General features: G+C 58.8%; 16 protein-coding genes and 2 tRNA genes. 10 read left to right on the forward strand and 8 right to left on the reverse strand.

Annotation, left to right across the window (positions count from 1 at the left end):
• Positions 1-27 precede the first annotated feature (27 nt).
• Together AMM33_RS02940 and AMM33_RS02945 are read left to right on the forward strand one after the other, a co-directional pair.
• Positions 28-1,068 carry a CDP-6-deoxy-delta-3,4-glucoseen reductase gene (locus tag AMM33_RS02940; RefSeq protein ID WP_090138599.1) on the forward strand — a complete coding sequence of 347 codons (1,041 nt, stop codon included), beginning with the start codon at positions 28-30 and terminating at the stop codon, positions 1,066-1,068.
• Between the two features lie 26 nt (positions 1,069-1,094).
• The gene (locus AMM33_RS02945) at positions 1,095-2,069 is read left to right on the forward strand and encodes a Bug family tripartite tricarboxylate transporter substrate binding protein (protein WP_090138601.1); all 975 of its coding nucleotides are present in this window, start codon (positions 1,095-1,097) and stop codon (positions 2,067-2,069) included.
• A gap of 181 nt (positions 2,070-2,250) precedes the next feature.
• On the opposite strand, the gene AMM33_RS02950 is transcribed toward AMM33_RS02945, so the two are convergent.
• The 6 genes from AMM33_RS02950 to hrcA all read right to left on the reverse strand — a co-directional run bounded on the left by AMM33_RS02950 (position 2,251) and on the right by hrcA (position 8,040).
• Entirely contained in the window at positions 2,251-3,051 is an 801-nt protein-coding gene (locus AMM33_RS02950) for an SDR family oxidoreductase (protein WP_090138602.1), read from the reverse strand.
• A gap of 42 nt (positions 3,052-3,093) precedes the next feature.
• On the reverse strand, positions 3,094-3,999 hold the full coding sequence (locus AMM33_RS02955; protein WP_369802397.1) for a DMT family transporter: 906 nt from the start codon (positions 3,997-3,999) through the stop codon (positions 3,094-3,096).
• Positions 3,999-5,621: a gamma-glutamyltransferase family protein gene (locus AMM33_RS02960; RefSeq protein ID WP_090138606.1), complete on the reverse strand. Its 1,623-nt coding sequence runs from the start codon at positions 5,619-5,621 to the stop codon at positions 3,999-4,001. Before AMM33_RS02960 ends, AMM33_RS02955 begins: the two co-directional genes overlap by 1 nt.
• Position 5,622: 1 nt before the next feature.
• The gene (locus AMM33_RS02965) at positions 5,623-6,597 is read right to left on the reverse strand and encodes a Bug family tripartite tricarboxylate transporter substrate binding protein (RefSeq protein WP_090138785.1); all 975 of its coding nucleotides are present in this window, start codon (positions 6,595-6,597) and stop codon (positions 5,623-5,625) included.
• A gap of 326 nt (positions 6,598-6,923) precedes the next feature.
• A tRNA-Ile gene (locus AMM33_RS02970) sits at positions 6,924-7,000 on the reverse strand.
• 35 nt (positions 7,001-7,035) lie between these two features.
• Positions 7,036-8,040: a heat-inducible transcriptional repressor HrcA gene (hrcA, locus tag AMM33_RS02975; protein WP_053170858.1), complete on the reverse strand. Its 1,005-nt coding sequence runs from the start codon at positions 8,038-8,040 to the stop codon at positions 7,036-7,038.
• Between the two features lie 29 nt (positions 8,041-8,069).
• Here hrcA and AMM33_RS02980 point away from each other — a divergent pair, with 29 nt between their 5' ends.
• The 3 genes from AMM33_RS02980 to rapZ are packed head-to-tail and all read left to right on the forward strand — an operon-like array spanning position 8,070 to position 11,525.
• Complete coding sequence (locus tag AMM33_RS02980; protein WP_090138608.1) at positions 8,070-8,963, forward strand: NAD kinase; 894 nt, start codon at positions 8,070-8,072, stop codon at positions 8,961-8,963.
• 4 nt (positions 8,964-8,967) lie between these two features.
• Complete coding sequence (gene recN, locus AMM33_RS02985; RefSeq protein WP_090138610.1) at positions 8,968-10,665, forward strand: DNA repair protein RecN; 1,698 nt, start codon at positions 8,968-8,970, stop codon at positions 10,663-10,665.
• Positions 10,662-11,525: an RNase adapter RapZ gene (gene rapZ, locus AMM33_RS02990; RefSeq protein ID WP_090138614.1), complete on the forward strand. Its 864-nt coding sequence runs from the start codon at positions 10,662-10,664 to the stop codon at positions 11,523-11,525. Before recN ends, rapZ begins: the two co-directional genes overlap by 4 nt.
• A gap of 12 nt (positions 11,526-11,537) precedes the next feature.
• Here the strand turns inward: rapZ and mutY are convergent, their stop codons facing one another.
• Together mutY and mutM are read right to left on the reverse strand one after the other, a co-directional pair.
• The gene (gene mutY, locus AMM33_RS02995) at positions 11,538-12,581 is read right to left on the reverse strand and encodes an A/G-specific adenine glycosylase (protein ID WP_194945192.1); all 1,044 of its coding nucleotides are present in this window, start codon (positions 12,579-12,581) and stop codon (positions 11,538-11,540) included.
• Positions 12,566-13,381, reverse strand: coding sequence for a bifunctional DNA-formamidopyrimidine glycosylase/DNA-(apurinic or apyrimidinic site) lyase (mutM, locus tag AMM33_RS03000; RefSeq protein WP_090138616.1), 816 nt, complete (start codon positions 13,379-13,381; stop codon positions 12,566-12,568). The genes mutY and mutM overlap by 16 nt, the downstream gene beginning before the upstream one ends.
• Before the next feature lie 739 nt (positions 13,382-14,120).
• On the opposite strand from mutM, the gene AMM33_RS22325 reads away from it, so the two are divergent.
• From AMM33_RS22325 to AMM33_RS03025, 5 genes are all read left to right on the forward strand, one after another.
• Positions 14,121-15,176 (forward strand): heme biosynthesis protein HemY, encoded by a 1,056-nt coding sequence (locus tag AMM33_RS22325; protein WP_228767911.1) that lies wholly within the window; start codon positions 14,121-14,123, stop codon positions 15,174-15,176.
• A complete protein-coding gene (locus AMM33_RS03010) occupies positions 15,173-15,673 on the forward strand; it encodes a lipoprotein insertase outer membrane protein LolB (RefSeq protein WP_228767912.1) in 501 nt (166 codons plus the stop codon). Before AMM33_RS22325 ends, AMM33_RS03010 begins: the two co-directional genes overlap by 4 nt.
• A 47-nt stretch (positions 15,674-15,720) precedes the next feature.
• Entirely contained in the window at positions 15,721-16,572 is an 852-nt protein-coding gene (ispE, locus tag AMM33_RS03015) for a 4-(cytidine 5'-diphospho)-2-C-methyl-D-erythritol kinase (RefSeq protein ID WP_090138620.1), read from the forward strand.
• A 27-nt stretch (positions 16,573-16,599) separates the two neighbouring features.
• Positions 16,600-16,676: transfer RNA gene (locus AMM33_RS03020), tRNA-Gln, on the forward strand.
• Between the two features lie 42 nt (positions 16,677-16,718).
• On the forward strand, positions 16,719-17,696 hold the full coding sequence (locus AMM33_RS03025; RefSeq protein ID WP_194945193.1) for a ribose-phosphate pyrophosphokinase: 978 nt from the start codon (positions 16,719-16,721) through the stop codon (positions 17,694-17,696).
• Position 17,697: the final 1 nt, after the last annotated feature.

Here is a 17,697-nt window from a genome sequence, read left to right on the forward strand (position 1 = left end):
ATTCACGCCCTCTAGGATACCCAAAAGATGAGCTTTCAAATTTCCGTACAGCCCAGTGGGCGCAGCTTCAGCGCCGATGACAACGAAACCCTGCTCGCAGCAGGCATCCGCCAAGGCATTGGCCTGCCCTATGGCTGCAAGGACGGCGCTTGTGGTTCTTGCAAATGCAAGAAGATCTCGGGCACCGTGGTGCACGGCCCGCACCAGGACAAAGCCCTGTCTGCAGACGAAGAAGCCCAAGGCCTGGTGCTGACCTGCTGCGCCACCGCCCAAAGCGATGTGGTGCTCGAATCGAAACAAGTCACGGCCGAAGGCGGCCTGCCCGTCAAGAAAATGCCGGTGCGTGTGCTGAGCCTGGAGAAAAAATCGCACGACGTCATCGTGATGAAGCTGCAACTGCCCGCCAACGACGTGATGAAGTTCCACGCAGGCCAGTACATCGAATTTTTGTTGCGCGACGGCTCGCGCCGCAGCTACAGCATGGCCAACGCCCCGCACACCCTGGAGGTGGCCCCGCCCACCGTGGAGCTGCACATCCGCCACATGCCGGGCGGCAAGTTCACCGACCCGGTGTTCACCACCATGAAAGAAAAAGACATCCTGCGTGCCGAAGGCCCGTACGGCAGCTTTTACCTGCGTGAAGACAGCAACAAGCCCATGGTGCTGCTGGCCTCGGGCACGGGCTTTGCACCCATCAAGGCGCTGATCGAGCACATGCAACACCGCGGCATCACCCGCCCGGCCACGCTGTACTGGGGCGGCCGCCGTCCGGCCGACCTGTACATGGCGGACTGGATCGAAGCGCGCCTGGCCGAGATGCCCAACCTGAAATATGTACCCGTGATCTCGAATGCCGAGGCCGAAGACCAGTGGAGCGGCCGCACCGGCTTTGTTCACCAAGCGGTGCTGCAGGACTTCCCTGACTTGTCAGGTCATCAGGTTTATGCCTGCGGCGCACCCATCGTGGTGGACTCGGCCAAGCGCGACTATGTGGCGCAGGGCCATTTGCCCGAAGAAGAGTTTTACGCCGATTCGTTCACCTCCGAGGCTGACAAAGCCAAGGCTTGAAGTTGACCTGTTTCACGGAGCACCCCATGTCCATCACCCGCCGCCAATTTGCAGCCGCCTCCTTCGCACTCAGCTCACCGGCTTGGGCCCCTGCTTGGGCGCAAGGCAAACCCATCCGCATCATCGTGCCTTACGCAGCCGGTGGCCCCATCGACGTCACGGCCAGGGCACTGGCCGAGCGTGTGAAAGACAGCCTGGGCACTGTGATCATTGAAAACCGCCCCGGCGCTGGCGGCAACCTGGGCGCTGACCTGGTGGCCAAGGCCGCGCCCGATGGCCTGACGATCGGTATCGCGGCCACAGCCACACACGCCATCAACCCCTGGCTGTTTGCCAAGATGCCCTACGACGCGAGCCGCGACTTTGTGCCCATCACGCAAATGCTGCGCGTGCCCAACGTGCTGGTGATGAACGCCGAGACCGCGCAGCGCCTGAAAATCAACACCCTGGCCGATCTGGTGGCGTATGCCAAAGCCAATCCGGCCAAATTGAACTTTGGCTCGGGCGGCAATGGCAGCGCCGGCCACCTGGCGGGTGAAATGTTCAAGCGGGCTGCTGGCATTTTTGCGGTGCACATTCCCTACAACGGCGGCAACCCCGCGCAGCTGGCTTTGTTGTCGGGTCAAGTCGACTTCAATTTCGACAACCTGGCCACCGCCGCCCCCAACATCAAGGCAGGCAAACTCAAGGCTCTGGCCGTGACCACCGGTCAACGCAGCAGCGCCCTGTCCGACATCCCGGCCATGAGCGAAACACTCAAGGGTTTTGAAATTGACACCTGGTGGGGCCTGGTGGCCCCGGCGGCCACGCCACGCGATGTGGTGGATCGGCTGAACAAGGCTTTTGTGGCGGCGCTGCAAGCGCCCGAAACCAAAACACGTTTCGGCCAACTGCTGGCCGAGCCCGTAGGCAACACCCCTGAACAATTCAGCACCTTCATGAAAAAAGAGCTGGCTCGCTACGAAAGTGTGGTCAAGGCCAGCGGCGCCCGGGTCGATTGAGCGAACAAGTCACGCCCCTTTGTTGGGCTACTGGCAGAGTCAGACATTTGCCCGTTAGACCTTGCAGCCCGTTCGTGCTGGGTCTGTGCAAGGACCACACGTCGGGGTCTTGGACCACCGACCTACGGGGTGCCGCTACCCCCCGTAGGTCGGCACTCGCAGAGTCCGACATCGTCGTCCATCAATACGTGCCTGGATACGCCCCGCCATCAGCCAGCACGTTCTGGCCGGTCATGTAGGACGCGTGCTGGCTGCACAAGAAGGCGCAGATCGCACCAAACTCCTGCGGGTTGCCGTAGCGCCCGGCCGGGATTTGGGCTTGCTGGATCACGCGCAGCTCTTCCACCGTTTTGCCTTGCTTTTGCGCCATGGCGGGCAAGGTCGAGCGGATGCGGTCGGTGTCGAATTTGCCGGGCAGCAGGTTGTTGATGGTCACGCCTTTGGCCGCGATGGCGCTGCGCGAAGCCCCGGCCACAAAGCCTGTCAAGCCGCTGCGTGCGCCGTTGGACAGGCCCAGCACGTCGATGGGCGCTTTGACGGCGCTGGAGGTGATGTTCACGATGCGGCCAAAGCCGCGTGCGGCCATGCGGTCCACGGTGGCTTTGATGAGTTCGATGGGGGTGAGCATATTGCCGTCGATGGCCTTGAGCCAGGCCTCGCGGTCCCAGTCGCGAAAATCCCCGGGCGGTGGGCCACCCGCGTTGGTGACCACGATGTCGTAGTCCTTGCCGGGGCCGCCCGCCACGTTCCAGATGGCTTCGCGACCGGCTTCGGTGGTGATGTCCACCGCCACGCCGATCAACTGAACCTTGCCACCTGTTTCGACGCGCAAGTCGTCCACGGCTTTGTTCAACACCTCGGCGCCGCGTGCCACCATGACCACGTTCACGCCTTCCAGGGCCAAGGCCCGTGCACAACCCCAGCCCAAGCCCTTGCTTGCGCCACCCACCAAAGCCCACTTGCCTGCAATGCCCAAGTCCATGTCAATCTCCTGAAGTTGATGCGATGTGGCCCATTGGCCGCATCACGGTTTGCGACCCGCTGGCCGCGTGACCCAAAACACACCGCTCAAGACCAGCACGGTCCCGGCGATGATCCACATGTTGAACGGCTCGTCCAAAATCCACACGCCCATGAGCAGGGTGAACATGGGGCCGATCATGCCCGTTTGCGATGTGAGGCCTGGCCCAATGCGCTCGATGGCCATCATGACCAAGAGCACGGGCAGCACGGTGCAAGCCGTCGCGTTGAGCAGCGAGAGCCACAGCACGGGCTCGGGCACCCAGGCGGTGGCCAGGGGCCTGAGCAGCACAAACTGCAGCAAACAAAATGCGCAGGCCACCGAGGTGGCCAGGCCCGCCAGGCGCAGAGAGCCCAGGCGCTGCACCAGCTGCCCGCTGTAAGTCATGTACACGGCGTAACTGGCTGCGCTCAAAAACACCAGCAAAGCCCCCCAAGCCGCGTGCGGCCCGGCCAGGCCCACTTCGTGGCCGAACACCAGCAACACGCCCGAGTAGCTGATGGCCATGGCCACGCCCTGGCGTTGGGTGATGCGTTTTTTGAACAGGAACCAGCCGAGCAAAAGCACCAGCGTGGGGTTGAGGTAAAGGATCAGGCGCTCCAAAGACGCGCTGATGAACTCCAGGCCCCAAAAGTCCAGAAAACTCGACAGGTAGTAACCACAAAAACCGAGACCCAGCACGCCTAGCCAGTCTTGCCGGGTAAGCGACGCTTTGCCCCGCCCGGCCCACCAGGCCATGAGCACAAACAAAGGCAGAGCCAGCAGCATGCGCCACATGACCAGGGTGACCGCGTCCACGCCGTGCCGGTACGCCAGCTTGACAATGATGGCCTTGCCACTGAAGGCCATGGACCCGGCGGCCGCCAGCAACAAACCCGTGGTCAGGTGTGGCGTGGGGCTGGGCACTATCAAAAGCCCACGGCCTGACCGTCGCGGCGCGGGTCACTGGCGGCTTGGTAGCCCTGCACCGCTGGGTCGCCCATGCGCCAAATGAATTGGCCGGCACCAAAGTCCTGGTAAGAGTCGCTGATGATGTCGAGTTGGTGGCCGCGTGCAATCAGCTCTTGCACCGTGGCGCCGTTCATCGCGGCTTCGACGTTGATGTTCAGGCCCGTGTTGAAGCGCCAGCGCGGTGCGTCACACGCCGCTTGCGGGTTCTGGCCGTAGTCCAGCATGCGCACCAGGGTTTGCATGTGGCCCTGGGGCTGCATGTTGCCGCCCATCACGCCGTAGCTCATGACCGGCTGGCCGTCTTTGGTGACAAAGGCCGGGATGATGGTCTGGAAAGGCCGTTTGCCCGGCAAGACCAGGTTGGCAGGGTTTTGGCCCTGCAGGTCGGTGCTGAAACCATGGCCCCGGTTTTGCAGGCTGATGCCGTAAGTCGGCTCCACCACACCCGAGCCAAAGCCCATGTAGTTGCTCTGGATGAAGCTGATCATCATGCCGTTTTCGTCGGCGGCTGTGAGGTAAATCGTGCCGCCCTTGACCGGATTGCCCGCCTTGAAGTCTTGCGCCTTTTTCATGTCAATCAGCTTGGCGCGGCTGGCCAAGTAGGCCGGGTCCAGCATTTGCTCGGGCGGCAGCTCCATGAAGCGCGGATCGGCCACATAGCGGTAAGTATCGGCAAAGGCGAGTTTCATCGCTTCGATCTGCAGGTGCTGCGATTCGGCGCTGTCCACCTTGTGGCTGGCCATGTCGAAGTTGGACAAGATGCCCAGCGCGATCAGCGCGGCGATGCCTTGGCCGTTGGGCGGGATCTCGTGCAAGGTGTAGCCCCGGTAGTCTTGCGCCATGGGCTTGACCCACTCGGGCTTGAAGTCGGCGAGGTCTTTGGCAGTGATGCTGCCGCCGTTGTCCTTGGCAAACTTTTCAATGGCTTCGGCGATTTCGCCGCCATACAGCGCTTGGCCTTTGGTGGCTGCGATGGCTCTGAGGCCCCGCGCCGCGTTTTTGAACTGGAACAACTCGCCCACCTGAGGCGCACGACCCCAGGGCAAAAAGCTTTGCGCAAAACCGGGCTGCGACTGCAGCTCGGGCGTGGCGGCGGCCCACTTTTGCTGCACCACCACGGGGATCAAATAACCGCGCTCGGCCACCTCGATAGCGGGCTCCATCAAGTCGGCAAAAGGCAGCTTGCCAAAACGGTCGCTCAGCGCCACCCATCCGGCCACGGCACCGGGCACGGTGACCGAGTCAAAGCCGCGCTTGGGCGGTGTTTTGGCTTCAGCGCCGTATTTGCGGTGGAAGTACTCGGGCGTCCAGGTGGCAGGCGCGGGGCCTGACGAGTTGAGGCCATGCAGCTCCTTGCCGTCCCAAAGGATGGCGAAAGCGTCCGATCCCAAACCGCAGCTCACGGGCTCGGTCAGGGTGATCACGGCGGCAGCGGCGATGGCGGCGTCGACCGCGTTGCCGCCCTTGAGCATCATGCGCAGGCCGGCCTGTGCGGCCAAGGGATGCGAGGTGGAGACCACATTGCGCGCAAACAGCGGCAAGCGGGTGCTGGTGTAGGGGAACTGGTAGTCGAAGTTCATGTCAATCCAAGGTGATCTTGCGTTCGGTGATGATCTTTTTCCACTTGGCCGATTCGCTGGCCAGCATGGTGGTGAACTGGGCGGGTGTGCCGCCCACGGGCTCAATGCCAAAGCGCAACAGTTTGTCCATCACTTCAGGGTCTTTGAGCACCTGGTTGGCCGCCGTGTTGATGCGGCTGACCACCTCGGCGGGCAGGTTTTTGGGGCCAAAGAAACCAAACCAGGTGTTGGACTCGTAGCCGGGCAAGACATCGGCGATGGCCGGGATGCCCGGCGCAAGCGCTGTGGGCTTGAGGGTGGTCACGCCCAGGGCACGCAAGCGGCCGTCGCGCACATGCGGCATGCCGGTGGGCAAGCTGTCAAACAGCACGTCCACTTTGCCCGAAATCAGGTCGGGGATGGCCAGGGCCGTGCCCTTGTAGGGGATGTGCACCACAAACACATCGGCCTGGGCCTTGAACAGCTCGGCCGACAACTGCACGATGGTGCCGTTGCCACTTGATGCGTAGTTCAGGCGGCCGGGGTTTTTCTTGGCGTAATCAACCCATTCCTTGACGGTTTTGGCGGGCGAGTTGTTGGGCACCAGCATGATGCTGGGTGCGTTGCCCAAATGGGCAATGGGCGTGAAGTCGCGCACCGCGTCGTAAGGCATGCGCGGATTCAGATTGGGGCCAATCGAGTGCGTGCTGGAGGTCGACAGCAGCAAGGTGTAGCCGTCTGGCGTGGCCTTGGCTGCCAAGTCAGAGCCCAAGGTGCCGCCAGCGCCGGGGCGGTTTTCGACCACCAGCGGCTGACCCAGTTTTTCGCTGATTTTTTGTGACAAGGTGCGGGCAAACAAATCGGTCGCGCCACCCGCCGGGAACGGCACGATCAGGCGCACCGGTTTAGTCGGATAAGACTGCGCCTGCACCACAGACAAAGCGGGCCACACCAGTGCCATGGCCAAGGCTGCGCGAATCAAGTGTCGTTTTTGCATCAATTTCAACATCACCAAGAGGGGAACAAGCCCGAAGGCTCAAAAGAATGAATATTTTGACAGAGGCCCCGCAAGCACAGCGCCCACTCAAAACATGGCCCTGTAGTTCGTTTTTTCCTTTTAAAGTCCATGAGCGCCATCACCACTTAGCGATGGTTCAAGCCCCGCCCCAGATCGGGACAAAAAATGAGCTTGTGCAAACCGCAATAAAGCTCGGGGGGGAATACGAGAACTGCATTTGCACCCCGTCTTGACCGCCACGCTGCCCACAAGGCGCAAACAAAAAAGCCCACTGGGTGAGAAGTGGGCTGAATGCTTGATTTGAATGGTAGGGCGTCACGGACTTGAACCGTGGACCAAAGGATTATGAGTCCTCTGCTCTAACCAACTGAGCTAACGCCCCAACCGTAGCCTGTGATTGTAGTGGCTGGCAAGCGCTTATTTAGACTGGCTCAAGGCATTGCTGACCAAGCGGGAGGTGATGTTGACGATCTGGATCATGCGGTCATAGGGCATTCGGGTGGGGCCAATGACGCCCAAGGTGCCCACAACCTGACCATCCACTTCGTAGGGCGAGCTGACGACTGACAACTCTTGCATGGGCACGATCTGGCTTTCGCCACCGATGTAGATGCGCACGCCTTCGGCCTGGCTGGACACGTCGAGTAGACGCATGAGCTGGGTTTTTTGCTCAAACAGCTCAAACGCACGCCGTAAATGGCCCATGTCGCTGGAAAAATCGCTGACGGACAGCAAATTGCGTTCGCCGGAAATGACCACCTCGTTGTGATCTTCGGTCAAGGCCTCCGAGCTGACTTGAACCGCTGCCTGCATCAAGGCGGCGATTTCGCCTTGCAGGCTTACCAACTCTTGCTGCACCCGACTGCGCACTTGCTCAATGGCCATGCCCGCGTAATGGGTGTTGAGGTAATTGGAGGTCTCGATCAACTGGCTTTGGGAGTAGTCGATTTCAGTGAACAGGATGCGGTTTTGCACATCGCCTTCGGGCGAAACGATGATGACCAGAAAGCGCCGCTCGGACAAACGCAGAAATTCAATGTGCCGGAACACCGAAGCCCGTTTGGGTGCCATGACGACGCCCACGAACTGGGACAAACTGGACAAGAGGTTAGCCGCGCTGGCAATGACTTTTTGAGGCTGGTCCGGTGTCAGCGCAGGGGCTTGCAAGCCTTCTCGCTGCACCGTGAGCATGGTGTCCACAAACAGGCGGTAGCCGCGGGTAGTGGGAATGCGCCCTGCCGAAGTGTGGGGGCTGGCGATCAGGCCCAATTCTTCCAGATCGGCCATGACGTTGCGGATGGTCGCGGGCGACAGGTCCAGCCCGGATGCTTTGGACAGCGTGCGTGAGCCTACGGGTTGGCCGTCCGCAATATAGCGTTCCACCAGGGCTTTGAGCAATAACTTGGCGCGATCATCGAGCATCGGCTCATTTTAATGATGTAATTTGCGGCATGAGATCCAAATTCCGTCACGTTGCGCTTTTTGGCAAATACCATGCCACCGTCACAGGGGACGCTCTGGAAAGTTCGCGCCAGGTGTTGGACGATGTCGCCCAGTTTTTAATCCGCCAAGGCTGCGAGGTGGTGCTCGACAAAGACACTGCGCTGCACACCGGCCTGAACCTCTACCCCACCCTGGACATGCCGGACATCGGCAGCCAGTGTGACTTGGGCTTGGTCATTGGAGGTGACGGCACCATGCTGGGCATTGGCCGACAAATGGCGCGCTACAGCCTGCCGCTGATTGGCATCAACCAGGGGCGCCTGGGTTTCATCACCGACATCCCGATTCAGTCTTACCAGGACGTGTTGCAGCCGATGCTGCAAGGCCGCTACCAGACAGAAGACCGCAGCTTGCTACATGGAGAAGTCATGCGCGATCAGCACTGCGTGTTCAGTGCGCTGGCCATGAACGATGTGGTGGTCAACCGGGGCGGCACCTCGGGCATGCTCGAACTGAGGATCAGCGTGGACGGGCGATTTGTGTCCAACCAGCGCGCAGACGGCTTGATCATTGCCACGCCCACGGGCTCGACGGCTTACTCCTTGTCTGCCGGTGGCCCCTTGATGCACCCGTCCATCGGGGGCTGGGTCATGGCCCCCATTGCCCCGCACACCTTGTCCAACCGGCCCATCGTGCTGCCTGAATCCTCTGAAATCACCATCGAGATCGTGTCTGGTCGCTATGCCAGTGCAAATTTCGACATGCAATCGCTGGCCGACTTGCTGATTGGCGACCAGATTAAGGTGCGCCGTTCAGAGCACACGGTGCGTTTTTTGCACCCCGAAGGCTGGAACTATTTCGACACCTTGCGTAAAAAAATGCACTGGAACGAGGGAGCCTGACACCGTGGCACTGACGCACATGACCTTGCGCGACTTTGTGATCGTGCACGAGCTGGAACTGGATCTGAGCAGCGGCTTCAGCGTTCTCACGGGTGAAACCGGTGCAGGCAAGTCGATCCTGATCGACGCGCTGCAACTGGCGCTGGGCGCCCGTGCCGAAGCCAGCGTGGTGCGTGAGGGCGCGAGCCGCTGCGAGGTGTGCGCCGAATTTGACAGCTCGCCCCCCCTGCACAACTGGCTTCAAGAGGCGGGTTTTGAGTCTGACTTGAGTTTGCTGCTGCGCCGCACCGTGGACGCTTCAGGTAAAAGCCGCGCCTGGATCAATGGCAGCCCGGCCACCGCCACACAATTGCGCGAGCTGGGCGAACACCTGCTGGACATCCACGGCCAGCATGCCTGGCAGAGCCTGACACGCCCCGATGCCGTGCGGGGCTTGCTGGATGCCTATGCGGGCATCGACACCCGCCCCTTGAAAGGCGCCTGGCAAACATGGCGACAGGCCCAGCAAACACTGACACAAGCACAAGCGGCGCAAAGCACACTGACCCATGAACGTGAACGGCTGGCCTGGCAAATAGGGGAGCTGGAAAAGCTCAATCCGGCAGTGGACGAATGGGAAGATCTGAGCACACAACACAGCCGCCTGGCCAATGCGCAAGCCCTGATGGATGGGGCACAGCAGGCGGCCATCTGGCTCGAAGGCGAGGACGACGGCGGGGCTTTGCGTGACTTGTCTCGGGCCATTCAGGGCTTGCAATCCCTGGGACATGTGGAGCCGCAGTTCAATGCGCTGGCTGAAGTATTGATTTCGGCGCAGGCACAGGCTGAGGATGTGGCCCACAGCCTGCACAGTTATTTGCGCAAAACCGATCTGGACCCGCAAGGCCTGGCCCAACTCGATGAGCGCATGGGCCTGTGGTTATCGCTGGCCCGGCGCTACAAAAAAACGCCCAACGAATTGCCCATGACGCTGGCAGCCTGGCGCGATGAATTGGCCAGGCTGGACGCGGCTGTGGACCTGGAGAGCTTGCAAAAGGCTGAACAGGCCGCGCACAAAATCTGCCTGCAAATGGCCCAGCAAGTCTCCAAGCAACGCAAAAAAGCGGCGGCCCCGCTGGCCCAAGCGGTCAGTGCGGCCATGCAACAACTGGGCATGCAGGGGGGGCGATTTGAAGTCAGCCTGCAAACCCAGGCCACACTGGCTCAGCACGGCCTGGAAGAAGTCAGTTTTCTGGTGGCCGGTCACGAAGGCAGCACGCCTCGGCCTGTGGGCAAAGTGGCCTCGGGCGGCGAGTTGTCGCGCATTGCCCTGGCCATTGCCGTGACCACCAGCGAATTGGGCGAAGCCGGGACACTGATTTTTGACGAGGTGGACGCCGGGGTGGGTGGTGCCGTGGCCGAGACTGTGGGGCGCCTGATGCAGCAACTTGGTCAACACCGCCAGGTGCTGGCCGTAACCCATCTGCCGCAAGTGGCCGCCTGTGCAGACCACCATCTGCTGGTCAGCAAAGCGGCCATCCAGGGCCAGGTCAGCAGTCAGGTGCGCTGCGTGGTCAACGAAGAACGCGTGAACGAAATCGCCCGCATGCTGGGCGGCGAAAAGCTCTCGGCCACCACTTTGGCCCATGCGCGGGAAATGCTGGGCCAGACCGCAAATGCCGCCCGCCACTCAGCCCCCAGCGGCAAAACCCCCTCAAAATGACCATGGACATCATCCTGATCACCGGCATGTCCGGCTCTGGCAAATCAGTCGCCTTGCATGCGCTCGAAGATGCAGGCTATTACTGTGTCGACAACTTGCCGCCAGAACTGCTGATTTCCTTTGTGAAGCTCGAAGAGCAACAAAAAGAACAGAGACTGGCCATCGCCATTGATGTGCGCAGCGCCAATTCGCTGCACATGATGCCCGAGCAACTAGGCCTCTTGCGCAACATGGGCATGGTCGTGAAGTTGGTGTTTCTGGACGCCACCTCAGACACCTTGCAGCGCCGGTATTCGGAAACAAGACGCAAACACCCTTTATCGGGGGGAGACAAACCTCAAAACGACAAAGCCTTGTTTGAAACCATTGAATTTGAACGCGAATTGCTGGCTGATTTGCGTGACCGGGCGCATGTCATTGACACAAGTTTGTTGCGGTCAGCGCAGCTGCAAACCTATATCAAAACCCTGGTCAGCGCCCCACTGGCCCAGCTGACACTGGTTTTTGAATCCTTTGCCTTCAAGCGCGGGATTCCCACAGACGCCGACTACGTGTTTGATGTGCGCATGCTGCCCAATCCACATTACGAAAGCGCCTTGAGACCACTCACCGGGCAAGATGCGTCGGTGCAGGCCTATCTGCGCCAGTCTGAAGAGTTTGTGCAGATGCAAATGCAGCTTGAGGGCTTTTTAAAGCACTGGATTCCTGCGATTGAGAGGGATCACCGCAGTTATGTCACCGTTGCCATTGGCTGCACAGGCGGGCAACACCGATCCGTGTTCATGGTGGAGCAGCTGGCCAAAAACTTTGGCGCTCGCTGGCTCACCCTCAAGCGGCACCGGGAGCTCGACGCACGCTGAGCCCCTGCGTGTTCAGCGGCTGGACAGCAAACTGCGCACGGGCGCGGGCAGCCCCAACTCTGGCCAAACCGCGGCATCCACCCACTGGCCATCGCAAGCGGGTGAACCATGCCCTGATCCGCTCAGCCGTACCGGGTGCAGGTGCAAATCACGGTGTGTCAACACATGTTTCCAGGGCTCCAGGTATCGGGCGCTATGCCCTTGCGGCCAAGCGGCCAGCAATTGGTCTTCCGTGTCAAAGACCGGCAAACTGAACAAACCCGCCCAAATGCCTTTTTGAGGCCTTTTGTGCAACCACACCTGCCCCTGTACGTTTTCAGCCCAGAGAAGCCACAAGGTGGCACTGCTGCGCTTGAGCTTGCGGGTCTTGACCGGATACGCCAAGGGCGTGCCTTTCTCGAAGGCTTTGCACATGGGCTGAACAGGGCATTCTGAGCATTGCGTTTTACGCGGCAAGCACAGAGAGGCGCCCAGATCCATCAAGGACTGGGTGTAGGCAGGCATGTCGGCGGCTTGTTCGGGCATCACGTTTTCGGCCAAATGCCAAAGTTGCTTTTCGTTTTTGGACACGGCCAGATCATCGGCAAAGCCCAGCACACGGCTCAACACCCTTTTGACGTTGCCGTCCAGAATGGCCACCCGCTCCTGAAAGCAAAAAGCTGCAATCGCTGCCGCCGTGGATCGGCCAATCCCGGGCAGGGTTTGCAGCTCTTGCGCCCGACGCGGAAACTCGCCCCCGAACCGGGCCATGACCTCTTGCGCGCAGCGGTGCATATTGCGCGCCCGGCTGTAGTAGCCCAGCCCACTCCAAAGCGCCAGCACATCGTCTTGTTCGGCGGCGGCCAGCGCCGCCACATCCGGAAATTTATGGAGGAACCGGGCGAAATAGTCCAGCACGGTGCTGACCTGCGTTTGTTGCAGCATGATTTCGGACAACCACACGCGGTAAGGGTCTTGGGTGTTTTGCCAAGGCAGGCTTTGCCTGCCGTACTGGCGCTGCCAGTTGACCATTTGTGTGGCAAACCCTGCGGGCATCTGGATCACGGTTTCTGGCATGTGGGGCAATAAAAAGTGGTGCGCTGACCTTGCAGCAAGGAACGGATTGGCGTGGCGCACACGCGGCAAGGCTCACCTGCACGGCCGTAAACCGCCGCCTCCAGCTGGAAATAGCCTGTGCGGCCTTCGGCATTTACAAAATCCTTGAGCGTGCTGCCGCCTTGCTGCACGGCGCGCGACAGGACCTGGACAATGGCCGCATGCAATTTAGCCACCCTGGGCCCACTCAGACGAGAAGCCCGGGTGGTCGGGCGTATGCCCGCCATGAACAAGGATTCGGAAGCATAAATGTTGCCAACGCCCACCACCTCATGGCCTGCCAGCAACACCTGTTTGATGGCCGCATGGCGTTTTTTAAGCGCCAGGGAGAAAACGGCCAGATCAAATTGGCCGCCAAGCGGCTCCACACCCAGATGCCCCAGTAATTTCTGAGCCTGCACAGATTCTTCCGATGGGGCCCAAACCACAGCGCCAAAGCGTCTCGGATCATGCAGCCGCAACACCCCGTGATCGGTCACCAGATCCATGTGATCGTGAGGGCCGCCCGGGGCTTGGGTGGGTGCAAAATTCAGACTGCCCGACATGCCCAGATGGAGCAGCAGCAGCCCTTCGTCCAGGTCCAGCAACAAATATTTGCCTCGGCGCCTGACCGAAACCACTCGCCGGCCAACGAGACTCTGCGCCGAAGTCCCCAGCGGCCAGCGCAAAGGCTTGCCCATTCGTAAATCCAAAATCAGGGCCGAGGCGATTTTGTCGGCAAAACTGCGTCGAGTGACTTCAACTTCGGGGAGCTCGGGCATTATTTTCCAGACCCAGAGGGGTATCCCCCTCTGTTGCACTTGTCAAAAGATGGTCTAGATTATGATGACCTGCATGAAATTCTGGTTTCGACTTGCCGTCTTGTCCACTTGCATCGTCGGTGCATGGGCTCAACCTGCGCGCCCAAAAGTTGACACGCCCCCAAAACGGTCCGCACTTGATGCCGTGTTGTTTTATCAAGTGCTGCTGGGTGAGTTGAATGTCCGTGAAGGCTCTGCGGGCAGCGGGTTTTCCATGTTGCTGGATGCCGCCCGCAAATCCCGCGACCCTGCCTTGTTTCAAAGATCCGTGGATATTGCCCTGCAAGCACGCTCAGGGGAAGCTGCTTTACAAGCTGCACAAACCTGGAAAAAAGAACTCCCACAAGCCCCCGAACCCAACCGCTACATTCTGCAGATTCTTCTGGCGCTCAATCGCATCGAAGAAGCAGGCCATGCCTTGTCATCCTCCATCAACGAGCTGCCGCTGGCAGAACAAACAGCCGCAATCATCTCCGTTCCCAGCGTTTTTGCTCGTGTTCAGGACAAGGTCCTGGCGGCAACTGTGGTCGAAAAAGCGCTGGAAAAAGCCCTCACTCAAGCTGAAACCACTGCCAGCGCCTGGACCACGATTGGCCGCATGCGCCGTGATGCCGGACAAATCCCCCAAGCGGTGGAAGCCGCCGTCAAGGGCCATGCCGCAGACCCACAAGCCCAAGGCCCTCTGGTTTTATCGCTCAGCTTGATCAGCAACGCCACCAGCACACTCAAACCGATGCTGGATGCAGCCATGAAAAAAGAAGCCTCTGCGCACTTGCGCCTAGGCTATGCAAGATCCTTGATTGGCTTGCAACTTGTCCCTGATGCTCTGGCGCAATTGTCATTGCTCAACAAGAAATTCCCTGACTTTGCAGATGGTTGGTTGGTTCACGGATTACTTTTGTTTGAAAACAACCGCCCCTTGAATGCCACACAAAGTCTGGAAACTTATATTCAGTTGACAGCACAAAGCAAAGATCCCGAGCAACAGGCTGGTCGGGTTGAGGCACTGCTTGCGCTGTCGAAAATGGCTCAGCGGCAAGGACAAATCGAGAAAGCCAAGTTTTGGCTCACTCAAATGCCGGCAAACGCAGACCCCTTGAAACTTGCCAGCCGTCAAGCCGACTTATTGGCCCAACAAGGACAGCTTGAGCAAGCCCGCATGACTTTGGCACAAGTCAAAACCAACACGGCAGAACAAGTCCTCAAAAAGAACTTGGCTCAATCTTTCTGGTTGCGCGAAAACGGTCTTGCCCCTGAGGCCTATTTGCTGGTGAAAAATGCTTTATCCAATTCACCCCGCAACGCAGAACTACAAATCGAATTGGCCCTGATCTGCGAAAAACTCAAAAAGTACGAGGAGATGGAAGCGCTTCTGCGTCAAGTCATGGAAAGTAATCCCAAAGAGCCTCATGCGTTCAATGCATTGGGATATTCGTTGGCAGACCGCAATCTACGTCTCGATGAAGCACGCCAACTCATCAACAAAGCGGTCGAGCTTTCGCCGCACGATCCCTTCATCCAAGACAGCTTGGGCTGGGTCGCATTCCGCCAGGGTGAACACCTGCAGGCCCTTCAAATCTTGCGCGCAGCCTACAAACTCCGCCCCGACGCCGAAATTGCCGCTCACTTGGGTGAAGTTCTTTGGACGATGGGTCAGACTCAGGAAGCAACCGCCATCTGGCGCGAAGGCCTGCAACTCAAGGCGGACAATGAAACACTGCAAGAAACCCTCAAACGCTTGAAAATCAAGCCATGATTCGGTCTGTTGCTGACAGCCTGTTCAATATGGGCTTGAGCTTGTGCCTGGGCATGATGTTGACGTCATGCGCCACACGCATCGTGGCACCAAGCAGCGCCAGTGCATATTGGTCAGGCCGACTTGCGTTGCAAATCAAGTCCGAACCCATCCAGCAAATGAGCGCCAGCTTTGAGCTTCAAGGCAGTGCTGAGCAAGGTGAATTGATCTTGTTCAGCCCCATCGGAACCGCCATGGCCAAGTTGAACTGGACCCCTCAGATGGCGTGGATCGAGCAAAACGGTCAACGAAAGCATGGTGCCAGCTTGCAGGCGATGACCGAACAATTGACGGGTACATCACTGCCGATTTCAGCCTTGTTTGAATGGCTGGCAGGGCGTGAGCAAGCTGCCCCAGGATGGCAAGTCGACTTGTCAACACACCCAGAAGGTCGACTGACCGCTCAGCGAAAAACACCCCAACCAGAAACGGTTTTACGCATCATTCTTGATCGCTGAAAAACGTGTAACACGCGCATGCGCGAGCTGCTGGTGATAATCAGCACATGAAATCGCTCTACGATGCTCCCGCACCTGCCAAACTGAATCTTTTTTTGCACATCACGGGTCGACGCAGTGATGGTTATCACCTGCTCCAATCAGTCTTCATGCTGGTTGACTGGTGTGATACCTTGCATTTCGAGATGCGCCCCAACAGTCGCATCAGCCGTGAAGACTTGTCCGTCAAACTACCAGACGATGACTTGAGCACCCGGGCTGCTCGGCTTTTACAGAAACACACCGGATGCACGCAAGGTGTACACATCACTGTTAACAAGCAAATTCCGGCCCAAGCTGGCATGGGCGGCGGGTCCTCCGATGCAGCCACCTGCCTGCTGGCACTGAACCAGTTGTGGAATCTGAAACTTGACTTACCCACACTTGAAAAACTGGGACTGCAACTGGGCGCCGATGTACCATTTTTTTTACGCGGTCGTAACGCTTGGGTTGAGGGTGTCGGCGAAGAAATCACACCCATCGAGCTGCCTTCAGCAGAATTTTGGATCATCAAACCTGCAGCAGGCATTGCAACATCTCAAATTTTTGGCCATCCGGACCTGAAACGCGATACAAATGCTGCTACAATAGCGGTCTTCGCTGCACAGACATATGACTTCGGTCACAATGATCTACAGCCTGTCGCAATAGGCCTTTGCCCTGACATCAAACTAGCGCTTAATGCGCTCGAAGATGCTGGGTTAAACGCAAAAATGACAGGCTCTGGTAGTGCAGTGTTTGCACACTGCAAACCAGGCACAAAGCCAATCTCGGTCCCTGACCATTGGCAAGTACGCAAATGCAGCAATATGGATGTTCATCCTCTTGTAGGTTGGGCAGCCAGCGACAATTATCGGTAGGCCGCTGTTTCAGCAGTCAACCCGTGTAGGGGAGTCGCCAAGTTGGTTAAGGCACCGGATTTTGATTCCGGCATGCAAAGGTTCGAATCCTTTCTCCCCTGCCAAATACGTTCATTCGTACAGGCCCCAATTTTCTGATCGCTGGAATGCCCATGCAGCCTGCTTCATACACACCCGACTTCATGCTTTTCACCGGCAATGCCAATCCTGTTTTGGCTGCCGAAATCGCACATCATCTCGGCACTCAGTTGGGCGCAGCAGATGTGGGCCGTTTTTCTGATGGCGAAGTCACCGTCGAAATCAAACAAAACGTCCGTGCTCGTGAAGTCTTTGTGGTCCAGTCCACCTGTGCACCGACCAACGAAAATCTGATGGAATTGTTGATCATGGTCGACGCGCTCAAACGCGCTTCGGCCGGTCGCATCAGTGCAGTCATTCCCTATTTCGGCTACGCACGTCAGGACCGTCGCCCACGCTCCAGCCGAGTGCCCATCACAGCCAAAGTTGTGGCCAATATGCTGCAAGCCGTCGGTGTTGATCGCGTCCTGACCATGGACTTGCACGCTGATCAGATTCAAGGTTTCTTTGACATACCTGTTGACAACATCTACGCCTCCCCTGTTTTGCTGGGTGATCTGCGCCAAAAAAACTATGAAGACCTGATTGTCGTCTCGCCCGATGTTGGCGGTGTGGTGCGTGCCCGTGCCCTGGCCAAGCAACTTGGTTGCGATTTGGCCATCATTGACAAACGCCGCCCCAAAGCCAACGTGAGCGAAGTGATGCACGTGATCGGTGAGATCGAAGGCCGTAACTGCGTGATCATGGACGACATGATTGACACCGCTGGCACTTTGGTCAAAGCCGCAGAAGTGCTCAAGGAGCGTGGTGCCAAGAAGGTCTACGCTTACTGCACACACCCCATCTTTTCAGGTCCGGCCATTGAGCGCATCTCCAAGGGTGATGCGCTGGATGAAGTGGTGGTGACCAACACCATTCCGCTGACAACACAAGCTGCTGCCTGCACCAAAATTCGCCAACTGTCTGTAGCACCTCTCATCGCTGAAACGATGCACAGGATCGCCAATGGAGAGTCGGTGATGAGCCTGTTCTCGGATCAGATCTGAT

Source organism: Limnohabitans sp. DM1, assembly GCF_001269385.1.
Lineage (GTDB): Bacteria > Pseudomonadota > Gammaproteobacteria > Burkholderiales > Burkholderiaceae_C > Limnohabitans_A.

Coding starts and splice junctions, on each gene's coding strand:
- AMM33_RS02940 (WP_090138599.1), top strand. CDS start 28: ATGAGCTTTCAAATTTCCGTACAGCCCAGTGGGCGCAGCTTCAGCGCC.
- AMM33_RS02945 (WP_090138601.1), top strand. CDS start 1,095: ATGTCCATCACCCGCCGCCAATTTGCAGCCGCCTCCTTCGCACTCAGC.
- AMM33_RS02950 (WP_090138602.1), bottom strand. CDS start 3,051: ATGGACTTGGGCATTGCAGGCAAGTGGGCTTTGGTGGGTGGCGCAAGC.
- AMM33_RS02960 (WP_090138606.1), bottom strand. CDS start 5,621: ATGAACTTCGACTACCAGTTCCCCTACACCAGCACCCGCTTGCCGCTG.
- AMM33_RS02965 (WP_090138785.1), bottom strand. CDS start 6,597: ATGCAAAAACGACACTTGATTCGCGCAGCCTTGGCCATGGCACTGGTG.
- hrcA (WP_053170858.1), bottom strand. CDS start 8,040: ATGCTCGATGATCGCGCCAAGTTATTGCTCAAAGCCCTGGTGGAACGC.
- AMM33_RS02980 (WP_090138608.1), top strand. CDS start 8,070: ATGAGATCCAAATTCCGTCACGTTGCGCTTTTTGGCAAATACCATGCC.
- rapZ (WP_090138614.1), top strand. CDS start 10,662: ATGACCATGGACATCATCCTGATCACCGGCATGTCCGGCTCTGGCAAA.
- mutY (WP_194945192.1), bottom strand. CDS start 12,581: ATGCCAGAAACCGTGATCCAGATGCCCGCAGGGTTTGCCACACAAATG.
- mutM (WP_090138616.1), bottom strand. CDS start 13,381: ATGCCCGAGCTCCCCGAAGTTGAAGTCACTCGACGCAGTTTTGCCGAC.
- AMM33_RS03010 (WP_228767912.1), top strand. CDS start 15,173: ATGATTCGGTCTGTTGCTGACAGCCTGTTCAATATGGGCTTGAGCTTG.
- ispE (WP_090138620.1), top strand. CDS start 15,721: ATGAAATCGCTCTACGATGCTCCCGCACCTGCCAAACTGAATCTTTTT.
- AMM33_RS03025 (WP_194945193.1), top strand. CDS start 16,719: ATGCCCATGCAGCCTGCTTCATACACACCCGACTTCATGCTTTTCACC.